Origin of the sequence: Mucilaginibacter gossypiicola (assembly GCF_900110105.1) — a bacterium.
In the GTDB taxonomy this organism is placed as follows: Bacteria; Bacteroidota; Bacteroidia; order Sphingobacteriales; family Sphingobacteriaceae; genus Mucilaginibacter; species Mucilaginibacter gossypiicola.
On sequence record NZ_FOCL01000006.1, the window covers coordinates 287,837 to 303,482 of the forward strand.

Annotated in this window: 13 protein-coding genes; 8 read left to right on the forward strand and 5 right to left on the reverse strand. The window is 41.8% G+C overall.

What is annotated here, in order from left to right:
- Positions 1-37 precede the first annotated feature (37 nt).
- Positions 38-265: a KTSC domain-containing protein gene (locus tag BMX50_RS21320; RefSeq protein WP_091213390.1), complete on the forward strand. Its 228-nt coding sequence runs from the start codon at positions 38-40 to the stop codon at positions 263-265.
- Here BMX50_RS21320 and BMX50_RS21325 read toward each other — a convergent pair.
- Complete coding sequence (locus BMX50_RS21325; protein ID WP_091213392.1) at positions 262-2,706, reverse strand: TonB-dependent receptor domain-containing protein; 2,445 nt, start codon at positions 2,704-2,706, stop codon at positions 262-264. The two genes, BMX50_RS21320 and BMX50_RS21325, sit on opposite strands and share 4 nt — an antisense overlap.
- Positions 2,707-2,992: 286 nt before the next feature.
- Between BMX50_RS21325 and BMX50_RS21330 the strand changes: the two genes are divergently transcribed.
- Complete coding sequence (locus BMX50_RS21330) at positions 2,993-4,309, forward strand: alpha/beta fold hydrolase (protein WP_091213394.1); 1,317 nt, start codon at positions 2,993-2,995, stop codon at positions 4,307-4,309.
- Positions 4,310-4,397: 88 nt separating this feature from the next.
- Here the strand turns inward: BMX50_RS21330 and BMX50_RS21335 are convergent, their stop codons facing one another.
- On the reverse strand, positions 4,398-4,868 hold the full coding sequence (locus tag BMX50_RS21335) for a DinB family protein (protein ID WP_091213396.1): 471 nt from the start codon (positions 4,866-4,868) through the stop codon (positions 4,398-4,400).
- A gap of 147 nt (positions 4,869-5,015) precedes the next feature.
- On the opposite strand from BMX50_RS21335, the gene BMX50_RS21340 reads away from it, so the two are divergent.
- A complete protein-coding gene (locus BMX50_RS21340) occupies positions 5,016-6,797 on the forward strand; it encodes a DUF885 domain-containing protein (protein ID WP_244281069.1) in 1,782 nt (593 codons plus the stop codon).
- Positions 6,798-6,880: 83 nt separating this feature from the next.
- On the opposite strand, the gene BMX50_RS21345 is transcribed toward BMX50_RS21340, so the two are convergent.
- Complete coding sequence (locus BMX50_RS21345; protein WP_091213400.1) at positions 6,881-7,123, reverse strand: hypothetical protein; 243 nt, start codon at positions 7,121-7,123, stop codon at positions 6,881-6,883.
- Between the two features lie 152 nt (positions 7,124-7,275).
- Here BMX50_RS21345 and BMX50_RS21350 point away from each other — a divergent pair, with 152 nt between their 5' ends.
- On the forward strand, positions 7,276-8,196 hold the full coding sequence (locus BMX50_RS21350) for a DUF6263 family protein (protein WP_091213402.1): 921 nt from the start codon (positions 7,276-7,278) through the stop codon (positions 8,194-8,196).
- A 71-nt stretch (positions 8,197-8,267) separates the two neighbouring features.
- Here the strand turns inward: BMX50_RS21350 and BMX50_RS21355 are convergent, their stop codons facing one another.
- Both BMX50_RS21355 and BMX50_RS21360 read right to left on the reverse strand, forming a co-directional pair.
- Positions 8,268-8,606 carry a hypothetical protein gene (locus BMX50_RS21355; protein WP_091213404.1) on the reverse strand — a complete coding sequence of 113 codons (339 nt, stop codon included), beginning with the start codon at positions 8,604-8,606 and terminating at the stop codon, positions 8,268-8,270.
- Between the two features lie 19 nt (positions 8,607-8,625).
- Positions 8,626-9,237, reverse strand: coding sequence for a TNT domain-containing protein (locus BMX50_RS21360; RefSeq protein WP_167668051.1), 612 nt, complete (start codon positions 9,235-9,237; stop codon positions 8,626-8,628).
- 300 nt (positions 9,238-9,537) lie between these two features.
- Here BMX50_RS21360 and ligA point away from each other — a divergent pair, with 300 nt between their 5' ends.
- The 4 genes from ligA to BMX50_RS21380 all read left to right on the forward strand — a co-directional run bounded on the left by ligA (position 9,538) and on the right by BMX50_RS21380 (position 15,593).
- Entirely contained in the window at positions 9,538-11,553 is a 2,016-nt protein-coding gene (gene ligA, locus BMX50_RS21365; RefSeq protein WP_091213409.1) for an NAD-dependent DNA ligase LigA, read from the forward strand.
- Between the two features lie 131 nt (positions 11,554-11,684).
- Complete coding sequence (locus BMX50_RS21370) at positions 11,685-11,915, forward strand: hypothetical protein (RefSeq protein WP_091213411.1); 231 nt, start codon at positions 11,685-11,687, stop codon at positions 11,913-11,915.
- 84 nt (positions 11,916-11,999) lie between these two features.
- Complete coding sequence (locus BMX50_RS21375) at positions 12,000-14,450, forward strand: DUF5686 and carboxypeptidase regulatory-like domain-containing protein (protein ID WP_091213415.1); 2,451 nt, start codon at positions 12,000-12,002, stop codon at positions 14,448-14,450.
- 444 nt (positions 14,451-14,894) lie between these two features.
- Entirely contained in the window at positions 14,895-15,593 is a 699-nt protein-coding gene (locus tag BMX50_RS21380) for a hypothetical protein (RefSeq protein WP_091213418.1), read from the forward strand.
- Positions 15,594-15,646: the final 53 nt, after the last annotated feature.

The window sequence follows — 15,646 nt, forward strand, 5'->3', positions numbered from 1 at the left end:
TAAAACTTTTTTGTATTTAATATAGTATATATAATAAATGCAAAGGCGTGCAGTGCAATCTTCGGCTTTAAGCAGCGTTGGCTATGACCCCGACACTCATATCCTTGAACTCGAATTTCGGGAAAACGGGGGTGTATGGCAGTATTTCGGGTTTTCTTTAGCTACCTATAAAAAATTTATCAATGCCGACTCGCTTGGGCATTTTTTTGTTACCCGGATAAAAGGTAAGTATCCCGAGTTAAAAGTTAAGTTTATGCAGCATTAGTTTCCGGTGCGGCGGCGCTCGTCATCATTACCCGTATTACGTTTATTGGCCGATTTAATGGTGCTTTTGCCAAAACGATAACTAAAATTAAGCCTTACAATGCGCGTATCGCGTTTATTTACCTCCGAAAGATCAATGTTTTGATAGTTGGCATGATTACGCCCCCTGTCGGTATTAAATACATCGTTCAGGGTTAATTTAATAGTAGCCCGCTTATCTAATATTTGCTTGCTGATACCTGCATTTACCGAATAGCTGGCTTTGAGCTCATTGATACCGTAAATGGTAGGGGTTTCATACCTGCCTGATATTTCGCCAAGTAATGTGCTTGTGATGGTAAAATTTTGTGTGCTGCCGAAAATAATATCCTGTTTACCCCTGTTAAAATCGCCATTTTGTGGGTAAGCTTTATAACGAACATAAATAGCATCAAGGTTAAAACTGGCCGACCACCATTTGGTAAATTGAACCGGTGCATAAAATGAAGCACCGTAAACAAATATCTGCCCAAAGTTTTTGCGATAGGTTACATTAACCTTGGTAGAGTCGTTTTGATAATAAACAGGGAAATCATAAGCGTTATTGGTAACGGTATAATATAACTCTGTCGAAAAAGTTTGATCGTAAGTATGGGAGAGCTGTATGGTATTAGTGTATTCGGGCTTTAGTTGCGGGTTGCCGGCGCGATAATCATACAGGTCGGTATAGTACAAAAATGGGTTGATATCCTCATAAAGTGGCCTGTGAATACCGCGGTTGTAGCTAATACCAACGATGTTCTTTTTATCAGCCTCGTAACTTATTTGCGCCTGCGGAAAAAGGTTAAAATAATTATAGGTGTTTACATCAGGGATGTTGTCATATAGCCCCCACGACTTACCATTTGCGTGAGTGTTTTCGGCACGTACGCCTGCCGTAATATCCCATTTGCCAATTTTATTAACATAGTTGATATAACCCGCGCTCACTGCTTCAGTATAAAGAAACCTGTTGCTGAAATTTTCATCGGCCTGGTATACATTATTTACTTTCGGACCGAAAACAAGGTTGTTGTTGCTTCTGGCGTTATTGTACTTAATGCCTGCCTCCAATCGTGAGGTTTTATTTAGTGGGTTAACAAAATCAATTTTTGATGTCCAGATATGGATATCTGACGGCGAAAGGTTCTCGAGGTCAAGATCAGCCCGGTAGGTATCGCCCGCGGGGGTAAAAAAGCTATTGGTAATAAATTCATTTGAATGGCGGTTATAGGTTGAATAGTTACCATCTACTGATATGCTTCTGCCAGTTTTATCCAGTACTGCGTTATAATTGATATTGTAGTTCAAATAGCTGCTGCCCCTGTCGAGATTTGAACGGGCCCTGATTATCGAATCCAGTTTGCTCTGGTTACTAATATACAGGTCATTATGTTTTGTGAAATCATCTTCCCTGATGATGCCGCTTACCTGGAAGCCGATGGTTTGCTTTGAGGTTATGCTATAATCGGCCCCGATTTTAAAATTGTGGTTAGTGGTTTTTTGGATATTGTTGTAATCAACATCGTAATTGCTCAGGATATCATTATAGGTGATATTACGGTTGGTTGTAATCGTCCGTGTGCCTTTATTGTTATCGTAAGTGTAGTTACCAAAAATATTAAGCTTGCTGGTGCGGTTGTTGAAAACAATGCCTGCAGTACTTTTATAATATTTACCATAACCGGCCATTGCGGTAACGGTACCGTTGGTACCCAGGTTTTTACCCTTTTTTAATATGATATTGATAATACCTCCGCCCGATGCATCATATTTAGCTGATGGGCTGCTGATCATTTCAACCTGATCGATAGTGCTGCTTTGCATACTGCGGAGCAAACTGGTCAAATCATCGCCTGTAAGATTGGTAGGTTTGCCGTCGATAGTTATTAAAGCAGCCTGGCGGCCATTGATACTCAAAGTTTCGTTGCTGTTAACCCTTACCCCCGGCGATTGCCTCAGGATATCAAAGGCCGAGTTGCCTTCGGCCAGGATGCTGTTTTGTATACTTAATACAATTTTACCGGGTTTTACCTCTATGTATGGTTTTCGGGCAACTACCTTAACTTCCTTTAACTGGTTATCCGAAAGTTTTAAAACAATATCGTTAGTAGTTGTTTTTTGACCTGCGATAACTTTATACGGGCCAGCATAAACTTTTACATATCCTATTTTACTGATAAGTACTAAGTAAGTGTCTGGCTGTAGCCCTGTAAATTCAAACTGACCGTTTTTATTTACCAGGTTTGATTTTAATACAGATGAATCGGCAGCTGCAAGCAATACAGCGGTAGCTGCATCGGCCGGCTGATTATTTTCGGTTAAAACTTTGCCTTGTATTATTGACGGTTTGGTTTGAGCAAACGTAATACAATACATTCCTGTCAGGAATGCAAAAAATAAGCCTGCTGTTAAAACCCTCATTAATTAGTAGATGTAGAAGTTTGCTATAGTTTAAAAGATTATAAAATGTACCGCAATATAATACAATATATATAAAACTATATGTATTGTATTGGTATTTTAACGATATAATATAAAACAATGTTGCAACATCAGTATGAATTGTGGTGAGTAAAAGGTTTTATGTTATTACAATTAAATATTGTTTGCCAAAACGCATCCCATGGCATAAATAAACAAAACAACATGATTTTTTCTTTATTTTCGGCCTCAGTACATTATCGCACTGTATATTGACCATTATAACATGAAAAAACTGTATCTGTTTATATTAATTACCTGTTTTGCAGGGAAATTGTTTGCTCAAACGCCACCTGCCAACTATGCCACGGCTTTAAATAAGTTTAAGCAACTATATAACAACAATCAACCGGATAGTGTGTACAGCATGTTTGGCCCCGAAATGATGAAGGCTCTTTCGCAGGCTGATTTCAAAAGCACAACCGTGCAGTTAAAAACACAGTTAGGTTCATTACTACAAGCTGATTTGGCAAGCTATGAAACACCCATCGCACATTATAAAGCCGTATTTCAAAAAGGAGTGTTTTTATTAAACCTTTCATTAAATGCAGATAATAAATTTACTGGCCTGTCATTAACACCATATAAAGCGGAAAATGCCGCCACGGCGTCAGTTCCGGCAGGTGGTACAACTATAGCTACCGATCCGTCTTTGGTTGAGTCGCCTGTAACTGTTAAAACTATGCTGGGTTCAATATCCGGAACATTGGCTATGCCGAAGGATGCTAACGGGAAAGTGCCGCTGGTATTGATCATTGCAGGCTCAGGCCCTACAGATAGGGATGGCAATAGTCCTAAACTTGGGCTTCATGCCAATATTTATAAAATGATAGCTAACGAGCTGGGTAAAAAAGGCATAGCTACTTTACGTTACGATAAACGCCTGGTTGGGCAAAGCACCACATCTATTAAAGAAAACGAAATCAGGTTTGAAGATTACGTAGAAGATGCCGCTGCTTTGCTTAACATGCTTTCGTCAGACGAACGTTTTTCACGGATAATTATTCTGGGACATAGCGAAGGTTCGTTGGTGGGCATGATGGCTTCGCTTGATGAGCCGATTAAAGGGTTTATATCTGTTGCCGGTGCCGGAGATTCGGCCGATAAGATCCTTACCGAGCAAATGAAATCGCAGCCCGCATTTATTTCAGATGGATTTAACCGGATGCTTGATAGTTTGAAACGTGGTAAAACAACCGATAATATCGACCCCGCATTATATTTTATAGCCAGACCAAGTATTCAAAAATATTTGATGTCATGGTTCAGGTATAACCCTCAGCGCGAGATCAGGAAAGTAAAAGCCCCGATACTGATCATCCAGGGAACTACAGATTTGCAGGTAACTGTTGGTGACGCCGAAAAGTTAAAAAAGGCAAAATCAGATGCTATACTTGATATTATCCCTAACATGAACCACGTGTTGAAAGAAGCCCCGGCAGATAAGGAAAAGAACAAGGCCACTTACAACGAGCCCGATTTACCGCTGAAGCCGGAGTTTGTTACGGCAGTAACTAATTTTGTGCTGAAAACAACGAAGTAATACCCCCCTCTAAATCTCCCCCAAAGGGGGAGACTTTTAGAAAGTGTTTAAAGCCCTCTCCCTTGGAGAGGGTTGGGTGAGGTTTTTCCTACCAGGCGCCCAATAACCTTCTGATCACAATGATCTCGGCTACATGGTAAGCATTATGATCAGCTGCCTGTAACGCTTCACGAAGGATGGTTTGTCCATCGCCATGAGGGATCTTTTTATAGATATCCTCGCTTTTTACCAGCTTTATCAGCTCTTCCAGGTCATTATCAATTTGCGTAATGCTATTATTCCAGGCTTCATTATTTTGGGGTGCAAGCTCTTTGGGCCAGTAATCATCGGGCCAGTTGGGCGACTCATGACTGCCATCTTTACTAAACTCCAGCATATCCCACTGTGCTATCCGGATATGCTCAACCAATTGCCAAATGGTATAGGGTAACTTATCAACTTTAACCCCACGAAGATTGGGTGGTAAACCATCAAGGGCTTTTTTCAAATCGGCGTGGGCATTGCCGCCCTGCAGCAAATGCACAATTTCATCAATTAAAACGTTGTGTTCGTTACTCATAGGTAAATTCAAATTATAACAACTATTCTCGTACCTCTTTTAGGGGGACGGGTGCTAAATGTTTGTTAAAGTAACAAATTCGTCGCCGGTTTGATTTATTTGGCTTAAATGTTTTAAGTTTATACTTCATTGTAAAATCCATCAATTGTGATCAGAAATATATTCTTAAAATTAGCACTTGCCGTTGTTTTATTCATGGTAGCCTTTACTGGCTGTAAAAAAGATGGGGGCAGCGGTACAGGGCCGCTACTGGGTAAAGATGATGAGGCGTTCATTAAATATGAGAATACGTTCCTGGATAATTTCTGGAAGCTAAACCCCGATTGGGCTACATCGGCAGGGTATCATAAATATGATAGTTTGATGGTACTGCCTAACGAGCAAAGCCGCGATAAACTGGTAACCTTTGCCAAATACCAGGTAGATTCGTTAAGCCGTTTTGAAGTGAATACCCTGTCTGAAGCTAATAAGATAGATTATAAAATTCTGCAAAATCAGCTTGAATACCTGCAATGGCAGGTGCGCCAGCTAAAACAGTACGAGTGGGACCCTTCGTCATATAACGTTATTGGTACGTTCGCTTATATTTTAAATGAGCATTACGAGCCTCTGCCTAAACGCTTACGCCATTTCTACCAGCGAATGTCGTTTATTCCGCAGTATTATAAAGATGCCCAAAAGCAGATCAAAAACCCGGTGGTAGAGCTTACCAATTTGGCTATTGAACAAAACCTGGGGGGACTTGATGTTATAGAAAAAGACTTTGCCGATTCGCTTAAGAAAACCAATATCCCTAAAGCAGAGCAAAAATTAATGACCGACAGGGCTGCTCAAAGTGTTGTTGCCATTAAGGCTTATGCCGATTGGCTTAAAGCGTTGAAAAACGATCATCCAAGAAGTTTCAGGCTGGGTAAGGATTTATATGAAGATAAGTTTAAATATGAAATTGTAGCCACCAACACTGCCGAGAAAATTTATAACGCTGCCGTTGAACGTAAAAAATATATTCACCGCGAAATGGCCAAGATCAGCAAACAGCTTTGGTCGAAATATTTTGGTAAACAGGCTGCACCGGCCGATAGCTTGCAAATGATAAGCCAGCTGATAGATACCATATCAACAAAACACGTTAAACCCGAAGAATTTCAATCGTCAATTGAGCAGATCATACCTAAGCTTAATGCTTTTGTTAAGGCTAAAGATCTGTTAACGCTCGATCCGTCAAAACCATTGATCATCCGTAAGGAGCCGGGTTATATGGCAGGTGTAGCGGGCGCTTCAATGAGCGGCCCCGGCCCTTATGATAAAAATGGTAATTCGTACTATAATGTAGGTAGCCTGGCTGGCTGGAGCAAGGAAAAAGCCGAAAGCTACCTGCGCGAATACAATAATTATATTCTGCAGATCCTGAGCATTCACGAGGCTGTGCCCGGTCATTATGTGCAGGGCGTTTACTCCAACAAAGCACCAAGCATTATCAAAGCTGTATTTGGCAATGGTGCTATGGCCGAAGGCTGGGCAGTATACACCGAGCAAATGATGCTGGAGAACGGTTTTGGCAATAACGAGCCCGAAATGATGCTGATGTGGTACAAATGGAACCTGCGTTCGGTATGTAATACCATTTTGGATTACAGTGTGCACAGCGGTAGCATGACCAAAGATGAAGCTATTAAACTGCTAACCCGCGAAGCTTTCCAGCAACAGGCCGAAGCTGATGGTAAATGGAAACGTGTTAGTGTAACCAGTGTTCAGCTTACCAGTTATTACACCGGCTATAAAGAAATCATTGATTTAAGGGATGCCTATAAGATAAAAATGGGCGATAAGTATAAGCTGAAAGAGTTTAACGAAAAGTTTTTGAGCTACGGCAGTGCCCCGGTTAAATTCATAAGGGAAGCCATGCTGGCAAAAACCAGCGGAAATTAATTGATAGTCCACAGGGATAAACTCATGGACTATGAACCATGAGTTTATTTCCCATGAACTATCAAAATCTTTTTATCAACAGCTTACGCGTAATGAATTTTTATCTGGTGCTCAAGTTGAGCCATGACATTTTTTCTGAGCTTACCTTTATAGCAGGTACAACAGCCTTCATTTAATTTAAGTTCGGCAATTATTTTACCCTGGTCAACCACGCGGAATTTTCCTGCTTCATTGGGTAAAACGGCTACAATACGTTCATCTTCTCCCGCAAAATTGATAAGCACGTGAAATTGGTGCTGCGGCATAAATGCTATCTGCTGTAACATGAAAACCTCTCCTTTCGTTATTAGGTGTGTCAAAAAAACAAAGAGTCGTGTGTAGTATAAAGTTAACGAAATTAATTTCAAATAATTGTTAGGAATTTTCAGTTTTTTGAGAAAAATATTATAATATATTTAGCGCTTACATATCTCAGGCTATGAAGAAAATTTTGTTCGCCGCTGTACTCGTTATCGTATCAGTTGCAAGCTATGCCCAAAAGGTAAAACCGGTTTTAAAACTAATAAAAGGCAATACTTATTACCTCGCTACTACAGCCCATTCTGTTGTTAAGCAAACTATAAACGGGCAGCTTAATAGTATTGATATGACCATCAATGGTAAAATATCGTTCAAGGTATTAAATGCCGATGATTCCCTTTACTACATGGAAGTTAACTACACTAAAGTTGGTATGCAAATGCAATTGCCTAATGGTAATGTAGCTTTTAATTCTGATGATAAGGATACAACCAATGTTATGGCCAGGGTAATGTCTGGCATAACCAACAAACCGTTCACGGCAACGCTAACCAAAAGCGGCAGGATCAGATCGATAGAGAATGCAGAAAGTATGATCACATCCATGATAGATGGTTTTAAGGAAGTTCCGGCCGAAAAGAAGGAACAGTTAAAAACTCAGTTGAGCCAGTCGTTTGGTTCAGGAGCGCTTAAGAGCAATCTTGAAATGGCTATGTCCGTCCTGCCGGAGGTGCCGGTTTCCAAAAACGATAAGTGGACAATAAATAACAATCTGCAGGGAGCAATGAACGCCAAAATGGTTTCGGTTTACCAGCTGATGGATGTAACACCACAAAGCTTTGTGATCCACGGGAATGCAACGATAGAAACCGATAATACCGCCGACTATAAAATAGTTAGTAATTTGCCAATGAAATATAACATGAAGGGCACCATGGTATCGGATATTATTGTTGATAAGGCTACCGGCTGGATTTCAAGTTCAAAGGTTAAACAAAGCATCGACGGCAGTGTAGCCATAAAAGATAGCCCGCAGGTACCGGGCGGTGTAACCTTCCCCATGAGTGTTACAAGCGAAACTTCAACCACCAATCATTAAATTAAATGCACATAAACAAAAAATCCCTGCCAGCATGGCGGGGATTTTTTGTTTGTTAAGCAGGCCTGGCATTACAATGCCCACACCCCTTCAAGATAAAGCTTATATCGTGTTGGCTGAAACTCGCCATAGGCAAAAACAATTATGGTATCTCCCTTTTTAGCATAATATAACCTGAGCCTTTCGCTACCCTGGTATAGGTTTAGGAAGCCGCCGGTGCTAAAACCGGCTGTTTTTACAATGACTTTAAAATCATCGGGTGTAAGTATCTTTTGCAGATCTTCAAAATTGTTATTGGCAAAATCACTAAACTTTATATCGCCGGCCGGCAGATTAAAGGTTTTATGCACAGCATCGGCTTCATCTCCATCAAACAGCAATGATTTTGTTACTTCATATTTTGTGATCATATTTTAATAGTATGTTTTTTTATTGTTTTACTTCTTCAATGTAACCGCCTGCTTTCAGGTCGTTAACAGTGGCTGGTACTTCATATTGGATACCCAGGCCCGGTTTGCCAAACCATGGAATAATTTTGCCCTCTCTAACTTTGGCTATCGGTTTCAGGATCTTGTAAATTTTGTATGGTTTGCTAAGGGTATTATCCGGCAAAGCACGCATAGGGAAAGGTACACCTTTTGGCGATACAAAGGTACCTTTATCCTGAAAAGCGCCCGAGTCATCAGTATAACCTCCGTAACGGTCAATCAGCACACCTTTTTTAAGGGTGATGATGATCAGGTTTACCGCACCGCGGTTTGGCGGCCAGCCGCCGTTAAGATTGTTGGCGGTAAAGAATTTTTCGAGTGCATCCCATTTTTCGATTTTCCAGAGCAGCCAGGCCGAATCGGCAAGGGCTTTTTTGCTGCTGGTGTCGGCAAAATCAGCTACTGAGCTTTTAAAGTCGTTGTAAGTAATGCCCCGCACCGGCAGGTGGTGCACTTTTGCGGCATGATGTGCAGCGTTTGAGGGTTTGGTTTGCGCCGTTGCCAGGAAAGGCATCAGCCATACGGAAAGGATCAGCAATTTTAGTGTTTTCATTCGATGTAGTTTTGGTGTGATAAAACTACTATGCGCAATGCGTTTATGAAAGGGATTTATCATATTTATTTTATTCATATTATAATATGAAATATCAAAGGGGAGAGACTGGCCCGTCCGTCCGTTTCCGGATAAAGGATAGTTGATGACAGCAGCGGACATTGCTGATTCTTCCAGCTTGTAGTCGTTGGTTTCACCAGCAATGCCCGATTAAAAAAATCTCATTGTAAAAAAGCCCGTTCCATCCTATATTAATCCAACCAAAACAAACCAATAAACTAAATTATTACCTTCGTACCTATGTCATCAGCTGAAGCAAAAAAACAAATAGAGGCATTAACCGCCGAACTTAAACAGCACAATTACAACTACTATGTGCTGGCTATGCCAACCATTTCTGATTTTGATTTTGATAAAAAACTGGAGCAGCTTAACAAGCTCGAGAAGGAATACCCTGAATTTGCCGATCTTGATTCGCCAACACAAAAGGTGGGCGGCGATATTACCAAGGAGTTTGTGACTGTGAGGCACCGCTGGCCAATGCTATCGTTAGGTAATACCTATAATGAGCAGGAACTGCTTGATTTTGACCAGCGGGTACGCAAGGCCATTGGCGATAATTTTGAGTACGTGTGTGAGCTTAAGTTTGATGGCTTAAGCATGAGCCTTACCTACGAGGATGGCAAACTGGTGCGCGGCGTTACCCGAGGCGATGGGGTACAGGGCGATGAGGTGACCACCAATATTAAAACCATCCATACCATACCCAAGCGTTTGCATGAAGGCGAGGGATATCCTGCCTATTTCGACATTCGTGGCGAAGTGTTCATGCACCGTAAAGCTTTTGACAGGCTGAATAACGAGCGTATCGAAAACGGAGAAGTGCCTTATGCCAATCCCCGTAACTTTGCTTCTGGCACCGTAAAAATGCAGGATTCGGCCGAGGTAGCCAAACGCCCGCTCGATTGTTTCCTGTACTTCCTGTACACCGAAAAAACGTTGTTTAAAACCCACTGGGAAAGCCTGCAGGCTGTTAAAACCTGGGGTTTCCATACTAACGAGCATAGTGAGCTTTGCCCTGATATTAACTGCGTACTTGAGTTTATTAATAAATGGGATAAAGAGCGTTTTAACCTGAGTTATGATATTGATGGCATTGTTATTAAAGTAAACAACTACTCGCAGCAGCAGGAGCTTGGTTTTACCGCCAAATCGCCGCGCTGGGCTATCTCTTATAAGTTTAAAGCCGAAAGGGTGGAGACCGAACTGCTGGAGGCAAGCTACCAGGTTGGCCGTACCGGCGCTGTTACCCCGGTTGCTAATTTAAAACCTGTACTGCTTGCCGGTACTACGGTAAAACGTGCAACACTGCATAATGCCAACGAGATCATCCGTTTGGATTTGCATGAGGGCGATACTGTGTTTGTTGAAAAAGGCGGCGAAATCATCCCTAAGATCATCAGCGTAAATCCTGAAAAAAGGAAAGCTGATGCTGCTCCTGTTATTTATCGTACTACCTGCCCGGCCTGTGATACTGTGCTTGAGCGTAAAGAAGGTGAAGCAGCGTTTTATTGCCCTAATGATGAAGGTTGCCCGCCGCAGATTGTTGGCAAGATGCAGCATTTCATTGGCAGGAAGGCCATGAATATTGATGGTTTGGGTGACGAAACCATCGAAACCTTGTATGGTAAAGGGTTCATTAGTCATATCAGCGATATTTATGAGCTTCATACCCATGCTGCCGAATTAAAGCAGATGGGCCGCTTTGGCGAAAAATCCATCAATAACATGTTAGAAGGTATCGAGGCATCTAAGAAAATGCCTTTCGAGAAAGTTTTGTTTGGTTTAGGTATCCGTTATGTGGGTGAAACTGTTGCCCGTAAGCTGGCCTTCCATTTTAAATCGATAGATAAACTGATGGCTGCCCCGGTTGAAGAATTAACGGCTGCCGAAGAAATTGGTGAAAGAATAGCCCAAAGCATTACCGAGTATTTTGCAGGTGATATTCACCAGCAGGAGATACAAAAATTAAGGGATCAGGGCCTGCAGTTTATTGCCGAAGAGAAAGAAGTTGTGCTGGCCAGCGAAAAGCTTGCCGGGATGAACTTTATTATTTCCGGTACGTTCGAAAAGTTCTCGCGCGATGAGCTGAAAGATATTATTGAGCAAAACGGCGGCAAGATATTGAGCAGCATTTCGGCTAAGCTTAATTACCTTGTTGCAGGCGATAATATGGGCCCGGCCAAGCTCGAAAAAGCTAATAAGCTTAATATCCCGATCATTAGCGATGATGAGTTGCTGGGTTTGATAAAATAAAACGCATCTGCGTTGTTCATTTCGTTCATTGGAGCGAAAAATAAATTTTCTCAAGCTAAAAATCGCTTACTTTGTACTACCGAAAGGGGCCCCCATAATTAATTAAACGTACTATGTTCGAATGATTTACTATGGAAAAATTTATAGCGATACAACCCAATATTTTTTGTGAACCCTGCAAAGAATGCGGCGAAAGGCCGGTTATTGCGCAGGTTAAAAGTAAGTTTATTGTAAGGTGCCCTAAAAGCAAATCGCATTATCAAACAAAACCTGGTTTGGTTGATATTAAGGACTGGAATATTAAAAACAAGGTTCATGCGCCTCTTGGCAATAAAGAAACATCAAAGAAAAAGGCATCCTAACCAGGTGCCTTTTTTACATTATTTAACAATTTAGGGCTGTAACAATCAATTAATAAGTTTCATCTTAGCGTAAACATCTGCTAAATGAAGCAAACCTTAATTGCATTATTTTTAATACTAAATCTTTCCTCATACGCCCAGCAATTCAATATCAGCGGTAAAATAACAAACCAGGATGGTAAGCCGATCCCTTTTGCATCGGTATTTATAAAAAATACAACTATTGGGGTATCCGCCAATAGCGAAGGGACATACCTGCTGCATTTAAGTGGCGGCATACATGAAATTCAATATAAAGCCGTTGGATATGCCCAGCAAAGTAAAAAGGTTGATCTTGCCGGTAACCAGGTGATCAATATCAGCCTGCAAACAGAAACCTATCAGCTTAAGGATGTAACCGTACACGCCGGGGGCGAAGATCCTGCTTATGCCATTATGCGTAAGGCCATCAAAAAACGCAAATCCTATCTCAACGAAGTAAAAGCTTACACCTGCGATATTTATATTAAAGGGCTGCAAAAACTATTGGCGGCACCTAAAACCTTTATGGGTTTTGACGTGCAGAAAGCTACCAGCGAAGCCGGGCTTGATTCAAACCGCAGGGGGATAGTTTACCTTTCCGAATCGGAGTCGAAATACAGTTTTATAAGGCCCGATAAGGTGCATGAGGAGCAGGTATCGTCAAAGGTGTCTGGCCGTAACAGGGCGTTCAGCTTTAACCGTGCGTCGGATATGGCGGTTAACTTTTACCAAAACTACGAAACATGGCAGGGCATGAGTAACCGCCCGCTGGTATCGCCTGTGGCTGATAATGCCCTGTTTTATTACAACTACAAGTATGTAGGCACTTCGGTGGAGAATGGCGAAACAATTAACAAGATCGAAGTAATTCCCAAGCGGGCGCATGACCCATGTTTTGAGGGGTATATTTATATTTTAGATGATAGCTGGCGCATTTACGGGCTGCAGCTTTACATCACCAAAAAGGCCAACATTAATTTTGTTGATACGCTTAAAGTTAACCAGCAATTTTTCCCGGTGAGTGAAAAGGTATGGATGACATCATCTGTTAAATTTGAATTTACAGGAGGTTTGTTCGGCTTTAAGCTGGGCGGGTATTTTATCTCGATATATAAAAATTACAACCTCGATCCCGATTTAAATAAGGCTGATTTTAACGAGGTACTCCGGATCACCAAAGGCATCAGCAAAGATTCGGCTTACTGGAACCAGGCCCGCCCTATACCGCTCACTGCCGAAGAGGTTACCGATTACACCAATAAAGATAAATTAGCCAAAAAGCGCGAATCGAAAGAATACCTCGACTCGCTTGATAAAGCCAACAATAAATTTAAACCGGTAAACCTGCTCTTTACCGGCATTAACACCCGCAACCGCTATAAAAAGGAATATTTTCATTACGATCCAATCATCGGCTCGCTGCTTTATAACACGGTAGAGGGCCTGGCTTTCGACTACGGAGCATCATACAGCAAACTGATTGATACGGTTAATAACCGCTATTTTATGTTGAACGGTAAGGTGCGCTATGGTTTCGCCAATCATTTGTTAAATGGCACGGCTGGTGTCGCCGTACCGGTGATGCAACGGTTTACACTGGGTTTAAGCGGAGGATCGGATGTGGTTGATTTGAATAATCTGGCCCCGATGTCGACCTTTGTGAATACCGTTCATAGCCTGCTTTCGCAACAAAACTTTAAAAAACTATATCAAAAGCAGTTTGCATTGGCATCGCTTTCGGGCAGGATAACAGGGGGGCTGCGCGGAAGCGCATCTGTTGAATGGGCTAACCGCAAAGCCCTGTTAAACACAGCCTCATTCAGTATTTTTGACACTGAAGACCACCAGTTTGATTCAAATAACCCGCTTGATCCTGAGCATAATACGCTCTTGTTTCCCGAAAACCAGTCGCTTACGGTAAACCTGCAGGCCAGTTATGATTTCAGTAACCGGTATGAAACCTATCCCTCGGGCAGGCGCTATTTGCCATCAAAATATCCAATCATCAGCCTAAACTACACCAAAGGCATCAGCAATGTATTAGGCTCGGATGTTAACTATGACAAGATCAGCGCTGATATCTCTAAAGCAGATATTAGCATGGGCTTTTATGGCAGCAGTTCGTTTTTTATAGGTGCCGGTAAATTCCTGAATGCCAAAAGCGTTTATTTTCCCGATTATTTTCACTTTGCAGGTAACGAGGTGCTTTCGTACAAGCCAAGGTTAAACCGCTTCCTGTTGCTGGATTACTATGATTTTAGCACACCTGATAAATACATTGAAGGGCATTTTGAACACAACTTTTCGGGCTTTATCACCAATAAACTCCCGCTGATCCGCAAGTTTAAACTGCAGGAGATCATCGATGTAAATTACCTGTATACACCTACGCTCAAAAACTATACTGAACTGGGCTTCGGTTTGCAATACCTCAATATCCGGCTCATGTACGGCATATCCTATAATGGAGGCACCGAGGCGAAATCAGCCATTAGGTTGGGGATAAGTCTTTAGATTTAGGTGAGTGGTTGATTGGGTTGATTAGATGAGTGGTTGGTTTTTGAGTGAATGCTTGTGCGACTAATATAACTTTATCAACTACTCATCTAATCAACCATTCACTTAATCAACTCTTGTGCGTCCGTCCGTTTAGGGGAGTAAGACATTTTACGGCCAACAGGTGGACAAAAATAAAAAGCGTCATTGCGAGGAACGAAGCAAACCCCGACTTTACAGAGTAGCTATGCATGTGCCCCTGTACAGTTCGCGATTGCTTCGTTCCTCGCAATGACGTGGTGGAGATTTGCCCCGTCCGTCCGTTTAGGGGAGTAGGGGGAGTTTGGATTACGAGTGGACAATCTATCAGGGTAATCCTTCAATCCTAAAAATCAAGGTTCATAATCAACGTAATCACAATTCTACGACAACAAATTCAAATCAACGGTTTAACTTTGCCGCATGATCAAGAATATCTTCGCCTGCTTAATAATCACGCTTGTAGCTTTTGGCTGCACTAAGAAGAATGTACCGCATTATACCATATCAAGGGTTACCAAATCAGATACAGCTACCAGCCTTACAGTTAAAATAGATGGCAGGCTTAAATGGGCCGAACTGCTGAGCATCACCTCGCAAATTAAAGCCGACAGCGCTAAACTGAGCAACCTGCAGCTTAATTTTTTACTGCCGGGCCATAATGATAAAAGTACCGGTGCCAATACTTTTTACGCTGTAGCAAAGTACCCAAAGGGCGATAATGTTACCATGCAGGATACCACCAAAGATGCTGATGGCAATACTGTACGGTTAACTATCACAGGTATCTCGGCCGAAAAAGCTAAATACCTGCTGGGCTTAAACCCTGCCGATTTGGATGGAAAAAATATCATAGGCCGGTTTATTGATGATAATAACCATACCGTTATTGTGCCATTTACCGATATGGCTGGCGGTAAAAAAGAAACTTATATTATTGAGCTGGATACCACCGGCACTATTGTATCACGCACTATACCGCTTTTGGATAACCGCGATGGTGTTGAAAAGCTGCACGTAAGCGAGAGTGGCGACTATATCACCATAAAAGATAGCGTGCTTACGCAATACGCCGCCCATGATATGGGTTTGCCTTATAATAGTATTAAAGCCGGTATTTAATTACCGGTTTGCAAATATGCCAAAATCACCACAGGCTTAATTTGCCGTTAAAA